Origin of the sequence: Flavobacterium lipolyticum (assembly GCF_020905335.1) — a bacterium.
GTDB lineage: Bacteria > Bacteroidota > Bacteroidia > Flavobacteriales > Flavobacteriaceae > Flavobacterium > Flavobacterium lipolyticum.
The window spans coordinates 2,016,757-2,031,400 of the sequence record NZ_JAJJMN010000001.1; the positions used below are offsets into that span (position 1 = coordinate 2,016,757).

Annotated in this window: 17 protein-coding genes and 1 tRNA gene; 11 read left to right on the plus strand and 7 right to left on the minus strand. The window is 34.9% G+C overall.

What is annotated here, in order from left to right; genetic code table 11:
- The first annotated feature begins 145 nt into the window (after positions 1–145).
- Together purN and rnhA are read left to right on the plus strand one after the other, a co-directional pair.
- The gene (gene purN / locus LNQ34_RS08920; RefSeq protein WP_017496948.1) at positions 146–709 is read left to right on the plus strand and encodes a phosphoribosylglycinamide formyltransferase; all 564 of its coding nucleotides are present in this window, start codon (positions 146–148) and stop codon (positions 707–709) included.
- A gap of 169 nt (positions 710–878) precedes the next feature.
- Complete coding sequence (rnhA, locus tag LNQ34_RS08925) at positions 879–1,355, plus strand: ribonuclease HI (RefSeq protein ID WP_017496949.1); 477 nt, start codon at positions 879–881, stop codon at positions 1,353–1,355.
- A gap of 67 nt (positions 1,356–1,422) precedes the next feature.
- On the opposite strand, the gene LNQ34_RS08930 is transcribed toward rnhA, so the two are convergent.
- Entirely contained in the window at positions 1,423–1,770 is a 348-nt protein-coding gene (locus LNQ34_RS08930) for a DUF6249 domain-containing protein (RefSeq protein WP_026109770.1), read from the minus strand.
- Positions 1,771–2,150: 380 nt separating this feature from the next.
- Between LNQ34_RS08930 and LNQ34_RS08935 the strand changes: the two genes are divergently transcribed.
- The 5 genes from LNQ34_RS08935 (at position 2,151) to LNQ34_RS08955 (ending at position 7,309) form a co-directional block, all read left to right on the plus strand.
- Complete coding sequence (locus tag LNQ34_RS08935; protein ID WP_202703534.1) at positions 2,151–2,717, plus strand: RNA polymerase sigma factor; 567 nt, start codon at positions 2,151–2,153, stop codon at positions 2,715–2,717.
- Positions 2,718–2,721: 4 nt separating this feature from the next.
- A complete protein-coding gene (locus LNQ34_RS08940) occupies positions 2,722–3,117 on the plus strand; it encodes a hypothetical protein (protein WP_229999335.1) in 396 nt (131 codons plus the stop codon).
- 240 nt (positions 3,118–3,357) lie between these two features.
- On the plus strand, positions 3,358–4,281 hold the full coding sequence (locus LNQ34_RS08945) for a PfkB family carbohydrate kinase (RefSeq protein ID WP_017494535.1): 924 nt from the start codon (positions 3,358–3,360) through the stop codon (positions 4,279–4,281).
- An 82-nt stretch (positions 4,282–4,363) separates the two neighbouring features.
- Positions 4,364–6,262 (plus strand): amidophosphoribosyltransferase, encoded by a 1,899-nt coding sequence (locus LNQ34_RS08950; RefSeq protein WP_017494536.1) that lies wholly within the window; start codon positions 4,364–4,366, stop codon positions 6,260–6,262.
- A gap of 702 nt (positions 6,263–6,964) precedes the next feature.
- Positions 6,965–7,309, plus strand: a complete 345-nt coding sequence (locus tag LNQ34_RS08955; protein ID WP_202703532.1) for a hypothetical protein — start codon at positions 6,965–6,967, stop codon at positions 7,307–7,309.
- 89 nt (positions 7,310–7,398) lie between these two features.
- On the opposite strand, the gene LNQ34_RS08960 is transcribed toward LNQ34_RS08955, so the two are convergent.
- From LNQ34_RS08960 to LNQ34_RS08975, 4 genes are all read right to left on the minus strand, one after another.
- Positions 7,399–8,007: a superoxide dismutase gene (locus LNQ34_RS08960; protein ID WP_202703531.1), complete on the minus strand. Its 609-nt coding sequence runs from the start codon at positions 8,005–8,007 to the stop codon at positions 7,399–7,401.
- A gap of 138 nt (positions 8,008–8,145) precedes the next feature.
- Entirely contained in the window at positions 8,146–8,772 is a 627-nt protein-coding gene (gene pth / locus LNQ34_RS08965; protein ID WP_229999337.1) for an aminoacyl-tRNA hydrolase, read from the minus strand.
- Between the two features lie 509 nt (positions 8,773–9,281).
- The gene (locus tag LNQ34_RS08970) at positions 9,282–9,893 is read right to left on the minus strand and encodes a 50S ribosomal protein L25/general stress protein Ctc (RefSeq protein ID WP_202703529.1); all 612 of its coding nucleotides are present in this window, start codon (positions 9,891–9,893) and stop codon (positions 9,282–9,284) included.
- A gap of 129 nt (positions 9,894–10,022) precedes the next feature.
- On the minus strand, positions 10,023–10,964 hold the full coding sequence (locus LNQ34_RS08975) for a ribose-phosphate pyrophosphokinase (protein WP_017494542.1): 942 nt from the start codon (positions 10,962–10,964) through the stop codon (positions 10,023–10,025).
- A 228-nt stretch (positions 10,965–11,192) separates the two neighbouring features.
- Between LNQ34_RS08975 and LNQ34_RS08980 the strand changes: the two genes are divergently transcribed.
- From LNQ34_RS08980 to LNQ34_RS08990, 3 genes are all read left to right on the plus strand, one after another.
- A tRNA-Leu gene (locus LNQ34_RS08980) sits at positions 11,193–11,272 on the plus strand.
- A gap of 243 nt (positions 11,273–11,515) precedes the next feature.
- On the plus strand, positions 11,516–11,785 hold the full coding sequence (locus LNQ34_RS08985) for a hypothetical protein (RefSeq protein WP_202703528.1): 270 nt from the start codon (positions 11,516–11,518) through the stop codon (positions 11,783–11,785).
- Between the two features lie 610 nt (positions 11,786–12,395).
- A complete protein-coding gene (locus tag LNQ34_RS08990) occupies positions 12,396–12,809 on the plus strand; it encodes an SRPBCC family protein (protein ID WP_229999340.1) in 414 nt (137 codons plus the stop codon).
- Positions 12,810–12,921: 112 nt separating this feature from the next.
- Here LNQ34_RS08990 and LNQ34_RS08995 read toward each other — a convergent pair whose 3' ends face one another.
- Positions 12,922–13,905: an ISAon1 family transposase gene (locus tag LNQ34_RS08995; RefSeq protein ID WP_428979062.1), complete on the minus strand. Its 984-nt coding sequence runs from the start codon at positions 13,903–13,905 to the stop codon at positions 12,922–12,924.
- Positions 13,898–14,221 carry an ISAon1 family transposase N-terminal region protein gene (locus LNQ34_RS09000; RefSeq protein ID WP_229999342.1) on the minus strand — a complete coding sequence of 108 codons (324 nt, stop codon included), beginning with the start codon at positions 14,219–14,221 and terminating at the stop codon, positions 13,898–13,900. Before LNQ34_RS09000 ends, LNQ34_RS08995 begins: the two co-directional genes overlap by 8 nt.
- 55 nt (positions 14,222–14,276) lie before the next feature.
- Between LNQ34_RS09000 and LNQ34_RS09005 the strand changes: the two genes are divergently transcribed.
- A complete protein-coding gene (locus tag LNQ34_RS09005) occupies positions 14,277–14,624 on the plus strand; it encodes an ISAon1 family transposase N-terminal region protein (protein ID WP_229998832.1) in 348 nt (115 codons plus the stop codon).
- Positions 14,625–14,644 lie beyond the last annotated feature (20 nt).

Sequence of the window (14,644 nt, forward strand, 5' to 3'; positions counted from 1 at the left end):
CAAAAATAAAAAACTTTATTTTAAAACAACTATTTAGTTTATAAATGTAACACTAATTTATAAAATTAATTTCAAGAAAGGCTTTTTAAGACTATTTATTTTCGATTTTTATTCCGTTTTTTGCAGTCTAAAAATAAATTGGATTATGAAAAAAATTATTGTTTTTGCCTCAGGATCAGGAACTAATGCTGAAAACATTATAAAGTATTTTGCGAGAACGAAAATTGCAAAGGTCGTTTCGGTTTTTACAAATAACGCTTCGGCAAAAGTTATAGAAAGAGCAAAAAATCATCAAATTCCAGTCGAAATCTTCTCCAAAAACGAACTTTTAGAGCGAAATGTATTACAAAAAATACAAGAAATAGGTCCGGATCTGATAGTTCTTGCAGGTTTCTTGTTGAAATTTCCAGAGAACATAATAGAACAATATCCCGATCAAATAATAAACATTCATCCTGCACTTTTGCCTAACTACGGGGGCAAAGGAATGTATGGAATGCACATACACAGGGCTGTAGTGGATAATAAAGAAAAAGAAACCGGAATCTCTATTCATTTTGTAAATGAAAACTATGACGAAGGCGGTATCATTTTTCAGAAAAGTGTGGCCTTAACCGAAGAAGATACCCCGGAAACTGTGGCTGAAAAGATTCATGAACTCGAACAAAAGTATTTTCCGGAAATTATTTCCAGATTATTAGAAGCTTAGATTTCTTAGATTGCTGGATTTTTAGACTTCTTAGATTTCTTTTTTTTATGCTTAATGTTTTTTAGGTTTTGCTAAATCAAGGAAGTCTAACAATCCAATAGTCCGACAATCTAACAATCCAATAGTCTAACAATCTAAAAAATCTAATATCTAAGAAGTCTAAAAAAAAATGAGTCACGAAGTACATATATATACAGATGGTGCTGCAAAAGGAAATCCCGGAAACGGGGGGTACGGAGTGGTGATGGAATTGGTTGGAACTCCGCATAAGAAAGAATTCTATGAAGGGTTTCGTCTTACTACTAATAATCGAATGGAGCTTTTAGCTGTAATTGTGGGGCTTGAAAAGCTAAAAAAGCCCAATATGAAGGTTCTGGTAGTTTCAGATTCTAAATATGTTATCGATTCTGTGGTAAAGAAATGGGTCTTTGGCTGGGAGAAAAAAAACTATGTCGGTAAGAAAAACCCGGATTTATGGAAACGCTTCCTGATTATTTACCGTAAACATCAGGTCGATTTTAAATGGATTAAAGGGCATAACAATCATCCACAGAACGAACGTTGTGATGAGTTGGCTGTTATGGCATCGATGCAAAAAAAACTTTCGGTAGACGTTTACTACGAAACCATAGGTTCAAAATCATAAAAAATAACGCGTCGGAAACAATTGTTCCGACGCGTTATCTTTGTTGTTAAAGTACTGTTTAATGTTTTTACTCTTTGTCTAAGTCTTTTGCTTTGCTGAATCCGGCAAGCAAACCAACTCCTGCCATAATAAAAATAATAGACGGGTATACTGCTGAATCTTCCAGCGAAGTATAAGTTGTAATCAGTAAGGCAACAAAAATCCCAACCCCGCTTCCTATTAATAGAAAGGCCAGGTTTAAAACAAGAACCTTCCAAGTTGGAACGCCTTTTCCACTCCCTTTTAAAAAGATGCTGGCGTCAACGCCTTTTTCGATAAGTGCTAAACGCTCTCTGTTTCTGGTGGAATAAATAAGATAAATAATCCCGAAGATCATTAGAAACAGGCTTATTGGTACTAAAATTTCTGGTCCCATATTTTTTATTGTTTAATTGATTGATACTCCATAGGACGACAGCTTTAAAATTTAGGTTACAACTTTTGGTTAAAAATTTCAATTTTTAAATTCCAAATTCCAAAACATGCTGATTATGAGTTAATTTTGAATATCGAAACTTTGACAAAGCGCTAATGTATTCAATAATCAGATTTTAGAACTTGAAACTTGAAACTTGAAACCTGGAACTTGAAACCTGGAACTTGAAACCTAGAACTTGAAACCTAGAACTTGAAACCTGGAACTTGAAACTTGAAACCTGAAACTTGGATTTTGTAATTTGAGATTGGAAATTTATTTTTTGAGATTTATTTTAAAATTCTTGTAACCTGCAATAATAAACTGTCGTCCTATATAATATGAGTACAATACCGGATCAACATTATATCGATAAAATTCTGCAGGGTGAGACCAATGCGTTTGCCGTGCTAGTGGATCGTTATAAGAATATGATCTTTACTCTGGCGCTTCAGATGGTTAAAAACAGAGAAGAGGCTGAAGAAGTTTCACAGGACACTTTTATTAAAATTTATAATTCGTTGAGTAAATTTAAAGGAGATTCGAAATTTTCGACCTGGGTTTACAAAGTAGCTTATAATACGTGTCTGGATCGTTTGAAGAAAAATAAAAAAGAAGATCTGAATATTTCAATAGATGAATTTTCGGCACATTTAATTAAGACAATGGACAATGCTTTGAGTGCTTTAGAAGATAAAGAACGAAAGCAAACGATTCAGAACTGTTTGAATTTGCTGCCGGCAGAAGAAAATTTTTTATTGACTTTATTTTATTTCGAAGATCAAAGTTTAGAAGAAATTGGAAAAGTTATGGGAATTACAGCCAATAATGTTAAGGTGAAATTATACAGAAGCCGACAAAAATTAGCCGTAATTTTAAAAAAGCAATTAGAACCTGAAATAGTGTAATGTGATGAAAGAGAGCGATAAAAACATAGAAAACCTTATTGATAAAATGATGAGCGAAACCACTTTGGAATCGCCTTCAATTGATTTTACCTCAAAAATAATGGCTCAGATTCAGGTAGCTGAAAAGAGTGGTGCCAAAGTGTATAAACCTCTGATTTCTAAATCGATCTGGTTTGTGATTGGCTTAGGTTTGATTGCTTTAATGGTTTACGCAGTATTCTTTGGCGGAACCGACAATAATCTGGAAATTGGAAAATTATATGCGGATAAGATTTCGACGCTGTTTTCAGGAATACATTTATCTAAAAATGTTTTATATGCGATTTTAGTGGTTCCTTTTATGGTTTTGATTCAGGTTGGGGTTTTGAAAAATTATTTTGATAAAAAATATCAGGTATAAAACTGGTCTTAGCGTTGTAAATCAGTAAAAGCTTCAAAAGTATTTCGTAAAAATAAATCTTGTATTTTAAATCTGTAAAACATATTTTGACTTCCTAAAATATTATGGTGTAAGTATTTCATTTACAATTGTTTTGTGTTGAAAAACACTCTTGTTTATTTATGAAAATTTTGAGAACCTAAACCGTTGCAATATTGTAACTTATGAAGTATCTTTGCACCCTAATTCGAAATTCATAAAATGAATAAATTATTGATTGTTGGAACGGTTGCTTTCGACGCGATTGAAACTCCTTTCGGAAAAACAGATAAAATATTAGGTGGTGCTGCGACTTACATTGGTTTATCAGCATCTTTTTTCAACCTGCAATCGGCTATTGTTTCTGTAGTTGGAGACGATTTCCCTCAAGAACATTTGGATTTATTGACTTCAAAAAATATTGATATCTCAGGTATCGAAATTGTAAAAGGCGGTAAAACATTTTTTTGGAGCGGTTTGTACCACAACGATCTAAATTCCAGAGATACTTTAGTAACAGAACTTAATGTTTTGGCTGATTTTCAACCAAAAGTTCCTCAAAACTATAAAGATGCCGATGTGGTGATGTTAGGAAACTTACACCCATTAGTACAAAGCAGTGTTTTGGATCAGTTAGAGAAAAAACCAAAATTAGTAGTTTTAGATACTATGAACTTCTGGATGGACTGTGCTTTACCTGAATTATTAGACGTGATCAAACGTGTTGACGTAATCACGATCAACGATGAAGAGGCAAGACAGCTTTCAGGAGAATATTCATTAGTAAAAGCTGCAGCGAAAATCCAGGAATTGGGACCAAAATATGTGGTGATCAAAAAAGGAGAGCACGGTGCACTTTTATTCCACAACAGAGAAGTATTTTTTGCTCCGGCATTACCATTAGAAGATGTTTTTGATCCAACAGGAGCAGGAGACACTTTCGCAGGTGGTTTCTCAGGATTCATTGCGCAAAGTGAAAACATTTCATTTGGCAATATGAAGAATGCGATCATCTACGGTTCGAATTTAGCTTCATTCTGTGTAGAGAAATTTGGAACAGAAAGGATGGAGAGCTTAAGCAAAGCTGAAGTAGCGATTCGATTACAACAGTTTAAGTCGTTAACTCAGTTTGACATAGAAATATAATGCCCAAAAGCCTCGAATAATAACGGGGCTTTTTTATTACGTTTATACACACAACTTACAACAACACAAAATACACAACACAATGAGCGACGCTTTAAAACACGAATGTGGTATAGCTTTGGTTAGACTTCTTAAACCGCTTGAATATTACAAAGAAAAATACGGAACCGCTTTTTACGGGATACAAAAAATGTACCTGATGATGGAAAAGCAGCACAACCGTGGGCAAGACGGAGCTGGTTTTGCAAGCATTAAATTAGATGTGGCTCCCGGTGAACGTTATATCAGCAGAGTTCGTTCCAATCATTCACAGCCCATTCAGGATGTTTTCAAGCAAATCAACGAGCGTATTAATGAAGAGATGAGTTCTCATCCGGAATATGCAGACGATGTTGCCAAACAAAAAGCAAACATACCTTATATAGGAGAGTTGTTTCTGGGGCATGTTCGCTACGGAACTTTCGGAAAGAATAGCATTGAAAGTGTACATCCATTCCTGCGTCAAAGCAACTGGATGCACCGTAATTTAATTTTGGCAGGGAACTTTAACATGACTAATGTTAAAGAACTTTTCGAAAATTTAGTAGAATTGGGTCAGCATCCGAAAGAAATGGCTGACACGGTTACTGTAATGGAGAAAATCGGACACTTTTTAGACAAAGAAGTGATGCAGCTTTATCAGGATTGCAAACTCGAAGGATATTCTAAGAGAGAGGCTTCTCCGGTAATTGCAGACCGATTGGATATTGCGAAAATTTTAGCCCGTTCTGCTAAAAACTTAGACGGAGGATATGCAATGGCCGGATTATTAGGTCATGGTGATGCTTTTGTTTTTAGAGATCCTGCAGGAATTCGTCCGGCATATTACTATCAGGACGATGAAGTGGTAGTTGTGGCTTCTGAAAGACCGGTTATTCAAACCGTATTTAATGTGCCTTTTGAAAGTGTGCAGGAAATCGAACCGGGAAATGCTTTGATCATTAAGAAAAACGGAAAAGTTTCTATGAATCAAATTTTAGAACCAACCGTTAAAAAAGCATGTTCATTCGAAAGAATCTATTTCTCAAGAGGAAGTGACGCTGAAATTTATCAGGAACGTAAAAATTTAGGAAAATTAATTTTACCTGCTGTTTTGGAATCAATTGACAGTGATACCGATAATACGGTGTTTTCTTATATTCCAAATACAGCTGAAACCTCCTTTTATGGTTTAGTTGAAGCGGCTCAGGATTTTTTAAATCAAAGAAAAAACAATTATATTTTAGCCAACAGGAATACGCTTAATGCTGAGACTTTACAGGAATTATTGGCTGTAAAGATTCGTACAGAGAAAGTGGCGATCAAAGATGCTAAACTAAGAACCTTTATTACAGAAGACAGTAGTCGTGATGATTTAGTTGCTCACGTGTATGATGTTACTTACGGAGTGATTAAGCCAACGGACAATCTGGTTATTATTGATGATAGTATTGTTCGTGGTACTACTTTAAAGATGAGTATCATAAAGATGATGGATCGTTTAAAGCCTAAACGTATCGTAATCGTTTCATCGGCACCACAAATTCGTTATCCTGACTGTTACGGAATCGATATGGCTAAACTGGAAGGTCTTGTGGCTTTTAGAGCGGCTTTGGCTTTGTTGAAAGAAAGAAATTTATATCATATTGTTGACGAGGTTTATGCGAAATGTAAAGCGCAGGAGAATTATGTAGATACGGATGTTGTAAACTACGTTACGGCAATTTACGACCAGTTTACTCCTGAAGAAATTTCAGATAAAATAGCTGAAATGTTAAGCTCTCCTGAAATTAATGCTGAAGTAAAAATTATTTTCCAAAAAGTAGAAGATTTGCATATTGCTTGTCCGAAAAACTTAGGAGATTGGTACTTTACAGGAGATTATCCGACCCCTGGTGGGAACCGTGTGGTTAATAGAGCTTTCATGAATTTTTACGAAGGAAAAGACGCGAGAGCGTATTAATAAAATACTAACAAAAGGTTAAATTGTGTAGTTCATCGATTTTTTTTGCCGTTCGTCTTATTTGTTTGGTGAAATTGGAAAGCTACAATACTTTTGAAATACCATAACATTAGTAGGTTAAGTTTATGGTAGATTTGGGGCAAAAAGGGTGGAAGTAATTCCACCTTTTTTATTGGAATAAACTCAAGTATTTCTAAAGTAAGACATTACATTCACTTTATCGGATATATTTGCCATTCGTCTAGAAAGTTTTTTTCATTCGAATAGCTGCCATACCTTTACAGAACCATAACATTAGTAGGTTAAGTTTATGGTAGATTTGGGGCAAAAAAGGTGGAAGTGATTCCGCCTTTTTTATTTTCTTTTTTTAAGAGAATAGAGTATAGAACAAAGAGAATAGAGTAAAGACGAAATATAACGACAAAAAAGACGAGTGCCATTTGGTAGTCGTCTTTTTTGTCTATAATCTTTGTTCTATTTTCTTCTTTATAAGAAGAATTGGCTTTTAACGACAAGAAAGTTGGATTCTAAATATTAATCTGACTCAGAATTAAGTCAAACAATAAAACAGATTAGTTTTCACATATTTCATTTTTTATAATTTTTTTATTGCTGTTTCTTAGGGTATATTAGGACTCAATTAGAAGTACAATGCTTCTTGTGTGAATAATAAAGGAAGAACAAGGTTAACTCGAAAAAAAAATGAATCAGGAACTTAATGAGTCTTTTGAGACAGATAATGCAAATTCAAGGGGTATAATTCTAAAAGCAAAAAGTAGAATCAGACATTTACTTGTCCGGATTGTAATTTTGGTCGTTATTGCGGGAGGGCCACTCTTGCTATTGTCACTTCCTGATTTGAGTAATAGAAGTGAGTTTGAATTTCTGTTGCTTAGTATATTTGCTCCGATAGTATGGTTTGCTTATATGTTTGCTGAAACCATAGCTTTGCAAATGAAGAAAGAGGAAGAATTGCGTAATATTAACTTGGTATTGTTTTTTATGGCGCTGCTGATCTACATGTTGGTCATATCCAGTATTATGTAAATTGAAGTGTTCAACGGAAAATTAAACGATAAAAAAAGACGAGTACCATTTGGCACTCGTCTTTTTTCTATAATCTTTACTCTATTTTCTTATTTCTCTAAAGCAAATCTTCTTGCAACTTCCGTCCAGTTGATTACGTTGAAGAAAGCTTCAATATAATCAGGTCTTCTGTTTTGGTAGTTTAGGTAGTAAGCGTGCTCCCAAACATCCATTCCTAAGATTGGAGTCCCATTACAGCCTACTTCCGGCATTAATGGATTGTCTTGGTTTGGAGTTCCGCAAACGTCTAATTTTCCACCTTTTTGTACGCATAACCAAGCCCATCCTGAACCAAATTGTGTAGCACCGGCTTTAGCAAATTTTGCTTTAAATTCTTCAAAAGTTCCAAAAGAAGCTTCGATAGCAGCAAGTAAATCACCTGTTGGTAATCCACCGCCATTTGGAGACATTACAGTCCAGAATAAATTGTGGTTGTAAAAACCTCCACCATTGTTACGAACTGCTGCATTTGATTTATCTAGATTGATTAAGATGTTTTCGATAGTTTTACCTTCTAAATCTGTTCCGGCGATTGCTGCATTAAGATTTGTGGTGTAAGCATTATGATGTTTTGAATGGTGAATTTCCATTGTACGGGCATCAATATGTGGTTCTAATGCATCATATGCATAAGGTAATTGAGGTAATTCAAAAGCCATGATATTATGATTTTATGATTTATAATTATTTATTCCAAATTTAGACATTTAACTTTGGAATTGGAAATACTATTTCGTTATTATTCCATTTAATTAATTGATAATTGGTTTTTCGGAATGCTAACGTATTGGAATTCTTTATTTTCCGTTGAAAGTCGTCATCGTGTTTTCTAAGCCGGCGGTACCAAAAGATTTAATAATCTCTGAAGCGACTTCTAAACGTTCGGGCAATTTTGCTTTTTCTTCTTCGTCCCAATCTCCTAAAACGTAGTCTACCTGTTGTCCTTTTTTGAATTGATCGCTGATCCCAAATCTAAAGCGGGTATATTGTTGGGTATTTAAAACTAAATTGATGTTTTTAAGTCCGTTGTGTCCTCCGTCGCTGCCTTTTGGTTTGATACGGATAGTTCCAAAAGAGAGGTTTAGATCGTCTGTAATTACCAGGATATTCTCTAATGGAATGTTTTCTTTGTCCATCCAGTGCTTTACGGCTTTACCGCTCAGGTTCATATAGGTGTTTGGTTTGAGCAGAAAAAAAGTTCTTCCTTTAAATTTATATTCGGCCAAAGCACCCAGTTTTACGGTTTCGAATGAAAGACCTTCTTTCTTAGCTAAAAAATCAAGTACTTTAAAACCTATGTTGTGTCGTGTATTTACGTATTCGGCACCAATATTGCCTAATCCAACGATTAAATATTTTTTCATATAATCAGCGTTCTCTTCTTTTTGTGTTGATGAAAACAGTTTTGTCATCCATTTTATCATGGTACAAAAATAGGGTTAATTGAAGAATGTGCCAATTTGTTAATTAGATAATTTGCTTTTAACGGCAAAGAATGGCACGCTGATGACGCGGATTTGGATGGATTTACACGGATTATTTTTTATCATACGGATAAGATTGTTTAAAAACCATTACAACTTTGTGCCTCTTGTCTAATAAAAAAACGAAACTTCTGGCTAGCCCTGACAGCAGCGGCATCCTTTTTAGCCGCTTTTTTTTGCGGATAAAAAGATATAGCGGATGGCAGGAATGTCGCGTTTTATGAAAACGGGATGTTCTGCTTCTAAAAAAAAATAGATAATTAGCTTTAGAGGGCTTCGACTCCGCTCAGCCCGACACGTTCGACAAATATTAAGGGTGTCCGGCTGAGCGGAGTCGAAGCCGTTCTGTAGTAAAAAAACTTTAGAATCTCAGTGCCTTGGTATCTCAGAACCTCAAAAAAAAAGCACCAACCTTTCGATTGATGCTTTGTATTTTGAATTGAAAAAAATTATTTTTTCTTTCCTTTTGCAGGAGCTTTTGCAGCTTTTGCAGCCTCTTGAGCAGCTTTCATAGCAGCACGAGAGATTCTTACCTGACAAACTACTGTGTTGTCCGGGTGCATAACTTTGTACTCTGGTTTTCCAACTTTAGTAACATATAATTTGTTACCCATTTCAAGTGGAGTAATGTCAGCTTCAACAAAATCAGGAAGATTTGCTGGTAAAGCTTTAACTTTTAATTTACGTTGGTTCAAACGTAAAACACCACCTGCAAGAACACCTTTAGATGTACCAACAATTTTCACAGGAACTTCCATTGTGATTTCTTTATCATCAAATAATTGGAAGAAGTCAATGTGTAAAATTTTGTCAGAAACAGGGTGAACCTGAATGTCTTGTAAAACTGCTGTAAATGATTTTCCTTTTCCAAGCTCAATCACAACTGTGTGTGCGTTTGGAGTGTAAACCAAGTTTTTGAACGCTGCAGCGTCTGCTGAGAAGTGTACTGCCTGATTTCCTCCGTATAACACGCAAGGAACCGCTCCAGCATTACGTAAGGCTTTAGTTGACACTTTGCCCACGCTTTCTCTTTCTGATCCTTTAATTGTAATCGATTTCATTGTAAAAAAAATATAGTTATTAATAAATATTCTTCATTTGCTATAAGCTTTAAGCTGTAGGCTTTAAGCTTTTTATAAAGTAACTATTGGAGTGCTTACGGCTTATTGCTTAAAGCTTACGGCCAAAATTTACATTATAAATTTTCCACTGATGGAATTGTTGTGGTGCACCATGTGCATAACTTCGGCAAAAAGAGGTGCACAACTCACGACTCTTATTTTCTTTGATTCTCTTTTTAAAGGAATAGAATCGGTAACGATTAATTCGCTTAATTTAGAGTTTTCAATTTTTTCATAGGCCTCACCTGATAAAATGGCGTGTGTACAAATGGCTCTAACGCTTAATGCTCCTTTTTCGATCATTAAATCTGCGGCTTTAGCTAATGTTCCACCCGTATCGATCATGTCGTCTACTAATATTACGTTACGGCCTTTTACTTCACCAATTAGTTCCATAGTGTCGATAACGTTGGCTGCTTTTCTTTGTTTGTAACAGATTACTACATCTGATTCTAGAAACTTAGAGTAAGCATATGCTCTTTTTGAACCTCCCATATCCGGAGATGCAATGGTTAGATTGTCTAACTTTAAACTTTCTACGTATGGTAAAAAGATTGTAGATGCAAATAAATGATCTACCGGTTTTTCGAAAAACCCCTGAATTTGATCTGCGTGCAAATCCATTGTCATTACTCTTGTCGCTCCGGCAGCATCTAATAAATTAGCTACTAATTTTGCTCCAATCGGAACTCTTGGTTTATCTTTTCTGTCTTGTCTTGCCCAACCAAAATATGGCATGACAGCTGTAATGTGTCTTGCTGATGCACGTTTCGCTGCATCAATCATGAGTAACAATTCCATCAAATTATCAGCAGATGGGAAAGTTGAACACACGATAAAAACACGTAATCCTCTTATTGATTCTTCGTACGATGGTTGGAATTCTCCATCACTATACTTCGACATCGTTACTTTTCCTAACGGAATTCCGTACTGTTCTGCAATTTTTTCTGCAAGATAGACACTTTGTGAACAAGCAAAAATTTTAGCTTCTGGTTCTAGGTGCGACATTTAATTTGTTGTTTTGTAGTTAGTTGTGTGTGCTTCGTTTTAACGAGGTGCAAATTTAGAAAATTTATTGGACACTGAAAGGAAAAAATTAAGTATTTTTATTAGAATTTTTAATTTTATTTTTTACATTTGCACCGTGTTAAAGGAATAAGCACAGTTATGATATCATAATAAACTTATTCTATTGCGTTGAAATAATCAAATCTTGATTGTTTTTTCGTCTGCTAAGCCCGGATGGCGGAATTGGTAGACGCGCTGGTCTCAAACACCTGTGGGAAACCGTGCCGGTTCGACTCCGGCTCCGGGTACTTAAAGCCTCTTCTGAAAAGAAGGGGCTTTTTTTTGTGCTTCATAAATTTTGAATTTGATCTTTGATTTGAATATTGCCCCCTGTTACTGAAACATGTTTCAATAAACTTTCAAAATCCTACACTTCTCATTTTTTAAATTAACACAAAAAACATACATTGTACAGCTAGAAAATTATATAATTACAAGAAATCCCTTAAAAGAGACATTAAGGTATATCAATAATTTAATTTAACAGACATATGATATCAATATTATTAGAAGATTTTACAAATAAACTGTTTCAAAAATTAGCTAATTTGAGCGAAGAAAGAGAATTACATATTAGAAATAATATCATTGTATTAAATAAGGTAAAACCTCAATATACAGTCTATTATTTTGGAGTCAACAACTCCATCGCTGATTTAGAAAAGAAAGGATATAAAGAGGATCAAGGTTTGTATGATAGAAGGATTATTGATTACAATAATGATAATCCTGAGAATATACTAAGAGCGTGGATAATGTAAAGCCAATCGGAATAGTTAAAAATTAAGTCAAACAACAATGAAGAGCTGCCCGAATACGACAGCTCTTTTATTACTCGTTTTCTAGGTTATCTTTTAAAAAAGGGTGTTTTCTTTGCTTTACTCACTTTTCATTCTTGTTAGTAATTCGTTTATCTCAATATTTTCTACAATTTCATACTGCCTATTTTCAAGAATTTTATGATCATTTTTAATATGATTTTTTAAATATTTCTTGATTTTTGGATCTGAATCACCTCCCGCTACGCAAAGTCTCCTGACTTTGCGTTTTTAACCTTTAGTTCTAATAAACTTTAAGCCTGTATAAGTCTCCTGACTTTTCTTAATTCTCTATGTATTAATAGTCATTTCCAAATTACATCTTCTACAGGAAAACTTAATCACTTTGCGGGTGCGAAGTCAGGGATATTCGCACAGCGTTGCAAATGAACACTTCTCATAGCGGGTTTTTTTTTGTTGTGTTTGTGTGGGTTTGCGGTCTATTGATGTTGTAAAGGGATGTGTTCTTTGGTGGAGTGGTGAATTAAGGTTCTTGGAATTTTGAGATAACGGCTTGTGTTGGAGTGATGTAAAACTTGTTAACTTTGGGTATGTGAACAATAATCTAGTTGTGAAAATGGAAAAAATAGAGCATATCAATTATATTAAAGTGCCTATCGCGGAGGTTTATAAGGTGTTGACGACGCAGGAAGGTTTGGCAGCTGTCTGGACGGAGGAATTAGTTGTTAAGCCGGAAGTGGGTTTTGTCAATGAGTTTGGTTTCGGAGATGAGGATGTGACAAGAATGAAAGTGGTTGAATTGTCTCCTGATAAAAGAATAGTGTGGGAATGTGTGGAATCAGATCCGGAATGGATTGGAACGGGTATTTCGTTTGATCTAGTGGAGAAGGACGGGGTGGTGGCAGTTGTTTTGAGGCATTTTGGCTGGCGTGAGTTAACGGAATTCTATCAATGGTGTAATTACAACTGGGCGATGTTTCTTTTGAGTCTTAAAAGGGCATTGTGAAGACGGGGAGGGGACTCCGTATCAAAAACGAAAGTTTTAGCTTTAGCTTCGTTTAAAAAATGGTTGTTGTAGGTTGTCAGGTGTTTTGGGGATCAGGTTCAAAAGTTGGGGATTAAGCAAAAAGATTAGATAATCTGAACAAGAAAAAATCTATATTGCTCACTCCTCTAAATTGACTTCTAAAAGCTTTTATTTTAGCATTGAAAGATTCTGCCGAAGCATTTGTGCTTCTATTATCAAAATAGTTTAAGATTGACTGATAATTAATAGTTATGGTATTGAGTAGAATATTAAAGTTTTTAAAACCTGATTCTTCTACATTTCTATACCAATGTGCCAGTTTGGTCATGGCAATATGTTTGTCATTGTAGTTATTGTAAATTCCTCGAAGCTGTTGGTTTAAATTGTAAGCTGTTTTAATGTCAGGATATAGTTCAAATACCATTTGTGCTCTTTCTTCTTGGCTCCGAGTCCATTTTTCGCGAGACTTATAAAGTAGATACCTACTTCTGGCTAATAACTGTTTAACAGAATCTCCGTTAGGTAAAAGCTGGGGAATGTATGTTTTGTTTTCTAATTTGGCTTGTAGTATCGATTGATTCTCAAAGTCCATAGCTTCCCAGCGATGTTTGATTCTAATCTCTTGTACTGCTTCGAGTGCTAATTTTTGAACATGGAACCGATCTGTAACCTGTATGGCTTTAGGAAAACATTTCTTAGAGATTAGCTTCATGGAATTAGCCATATCGAGCGTTATCTCTTTGACAAAAGATCTTTTCTTGTAATCAATCTTTCTGATGTGTTCTATAACCTGATCTGCTTTAGTTCCGGCAACAATAGCTACCAGGCAACCTTTTTTGCCTTTGAATTTCTTGTTGGTCAGGATAGTATAAAGTTCCCCCTGAGACAAAGCCACCTCGTCAATGGATAAATGAGTGCCCATGTTTTCAGGGTAAATCATCCATTGGTGCGCATGTTCGCGTGGAGCCCATGTATTAAACGAGCTTAAATGTTTTTTGTATTGTCTTTGGAGTCTCTTTCCGTTAACTCCGAAAAAGCCTCCAATAGTATGACAATCTGTAGCACTCTTATCTATTAATTTCTTTTAAAAAAGTCGCAAACTCCTGAGTCATGCGAGTTCCTTTAGCAACTAAAGTCCAATCTCTTTTGATGATTTCTCCATTGGTTTTATTAGTCCAACGGCGTCTTTTGATGTGTAAATACACAAATTTACCTCTTAATGGAAAATCCTGAATAGTAATCTCATCAAGAAACCCCTTAGAAATCAATTCAAAAGAATTAAACTCTTGTGGAGGTTTTATTTTTTCTTCAAAATACAGATGCAATACTTCTTCTGTGTTAGTGGTAGAAACTACTTCAAAGTATTCTATTAAAAAATGGATCAAGAACAAAACCTGGGGAGGAATGTCAAAATAAAATTAGAAATTTGTAATCTAAGAATTAGATATGACACCTATAGAGCTTTTAAAATTTATGCTTCCTGATTTTTTAATAGAATACTTTGAAGTAGTTTCTACCACTAACACAGAAGAAGTATTGCATCTGTATTTTGAAGAAAAAATAAAACCTCCACAAGAGTTTAATTCTTTTGAATTGATTTCTAAGGGGTTTCTTGATGAGATTACTATTCAGGATTTTCCATTAAGAGGTAAATTTGTGTATTTACACATCAAAAGACGCCGTTGGACTAATAAAACCAATGGAGAAATCATCAAAAGAGATTGGACTTTAGTTGCTAAAGGAACTCGCATGACTCAGGAGTTTGCGACTTTTTTAAAAGAAATTAATAGATAAGAGTGCTACAGATTGTCATA

What these genes read in the sequence shown, in the direction of transcription:
- LNQ34_RS08955 (WP_202703532.1), top strand. Translation starts at nt 6,965, where the DNA reads ATGAATCAGGAACTTAATGAGTCTTTTGAGACAGATAATGCAAATTCA.
- pth (WP_229999337.1), bottom strand. Translation starts at nt 8,772, where the DNA reads ATGATAAAATGGATGACAAAACTGTTTTCATCAACACAAAAAGAAGAG.
- LNQ34_RS08945 (WP_017494535.1), top strand. Translation starts at nt 3,358, where the DNA reads ATGAATAAATTATTGATTGTTGGAACGGTTGCTTTCGACGCGATTGAA.
- LNQ34_RS08940 (WP_229999335.1), top strand. Translation starts at nt 2,722, where the DNA reads ATGAAAGAGAGCGATAAAAACATAGAAAACCTTATTGATAAAATGATG.
- LNQ34_RS08970 (WP_202703529.1), bottom strand. Translation starts at nt 9,893, where the DNA reads ATGAAATCGATTACAATTAAAGGATCAGAAAGAGAAAGCGTGGGCAAA.
- LNQ34_RS08935 (WP_202703534.1), top strand. Translation starts at nt 2,151, where the DNA reads ATGAGTACAATACCGGATCAACATTATATCGATAAAATTCTGCAGGGT.
- LNQ34_RS08975 (WP_017494542.1), bottom strand. Translation starts at nt 10,964, where the DNA reads ATGTCGCACCTAGAACCAGAAGCTAAAATTTTTGCTTGTTCACAAAGT.
- LNQ34_RS08985 (WP_202703528.1), top strand. Translation starts at nt 11,516, where the DNA reads ATGATATCAATATTATTAGAAGATTTTACAAATAAACTGTTTCAAAAA.
- LNQ34_RS08950 (WP_017494536.1), top strand. Translation starts at nt 4,364, where the DNA reads ATGAGCGACGCTTTAAAACACGAATGTGGTATAGCTTTGGTTAGACTT.
- LNQ34_RS08930 (WP_026109770.1), bottom strand. Translation starts at nt 1,770, where the DNA reads ATGGGACCAGAAATTTTAGTACCAATAAGCCTGTTTCTAATGATCTTC.
- LNQ34_RS09005 (WP_229998832.1), top strand. Translation starts at nt 14,277, where the DNA reads ATGACACCTATAGAGCTTTTAAAATTTATGCTTCCTGATTTTTTAATA.
- rnhA (WP_017496949.1), top strand. Translation starts at nt 879, where the DNA reads ATGAGTCACGAAGTACATATATATACAGATGGTGCTGCAAAAGGAAAT.
- LNQ34_RS08960 (WP_202703531.1), bottom strand. Translation starts at nt 8,007, where the DNA reads ATGGCTTTTGAATTACCTCAATTACCTTATGCATATGATGCATTAGAA.
- purN (WP_017496948.1), top strand. Translation starts at nt 146, where the DNA reads ATGAAAAAAATTATTGTTTTTGCCTCAGGATCAGGAACTAATGCTGAA.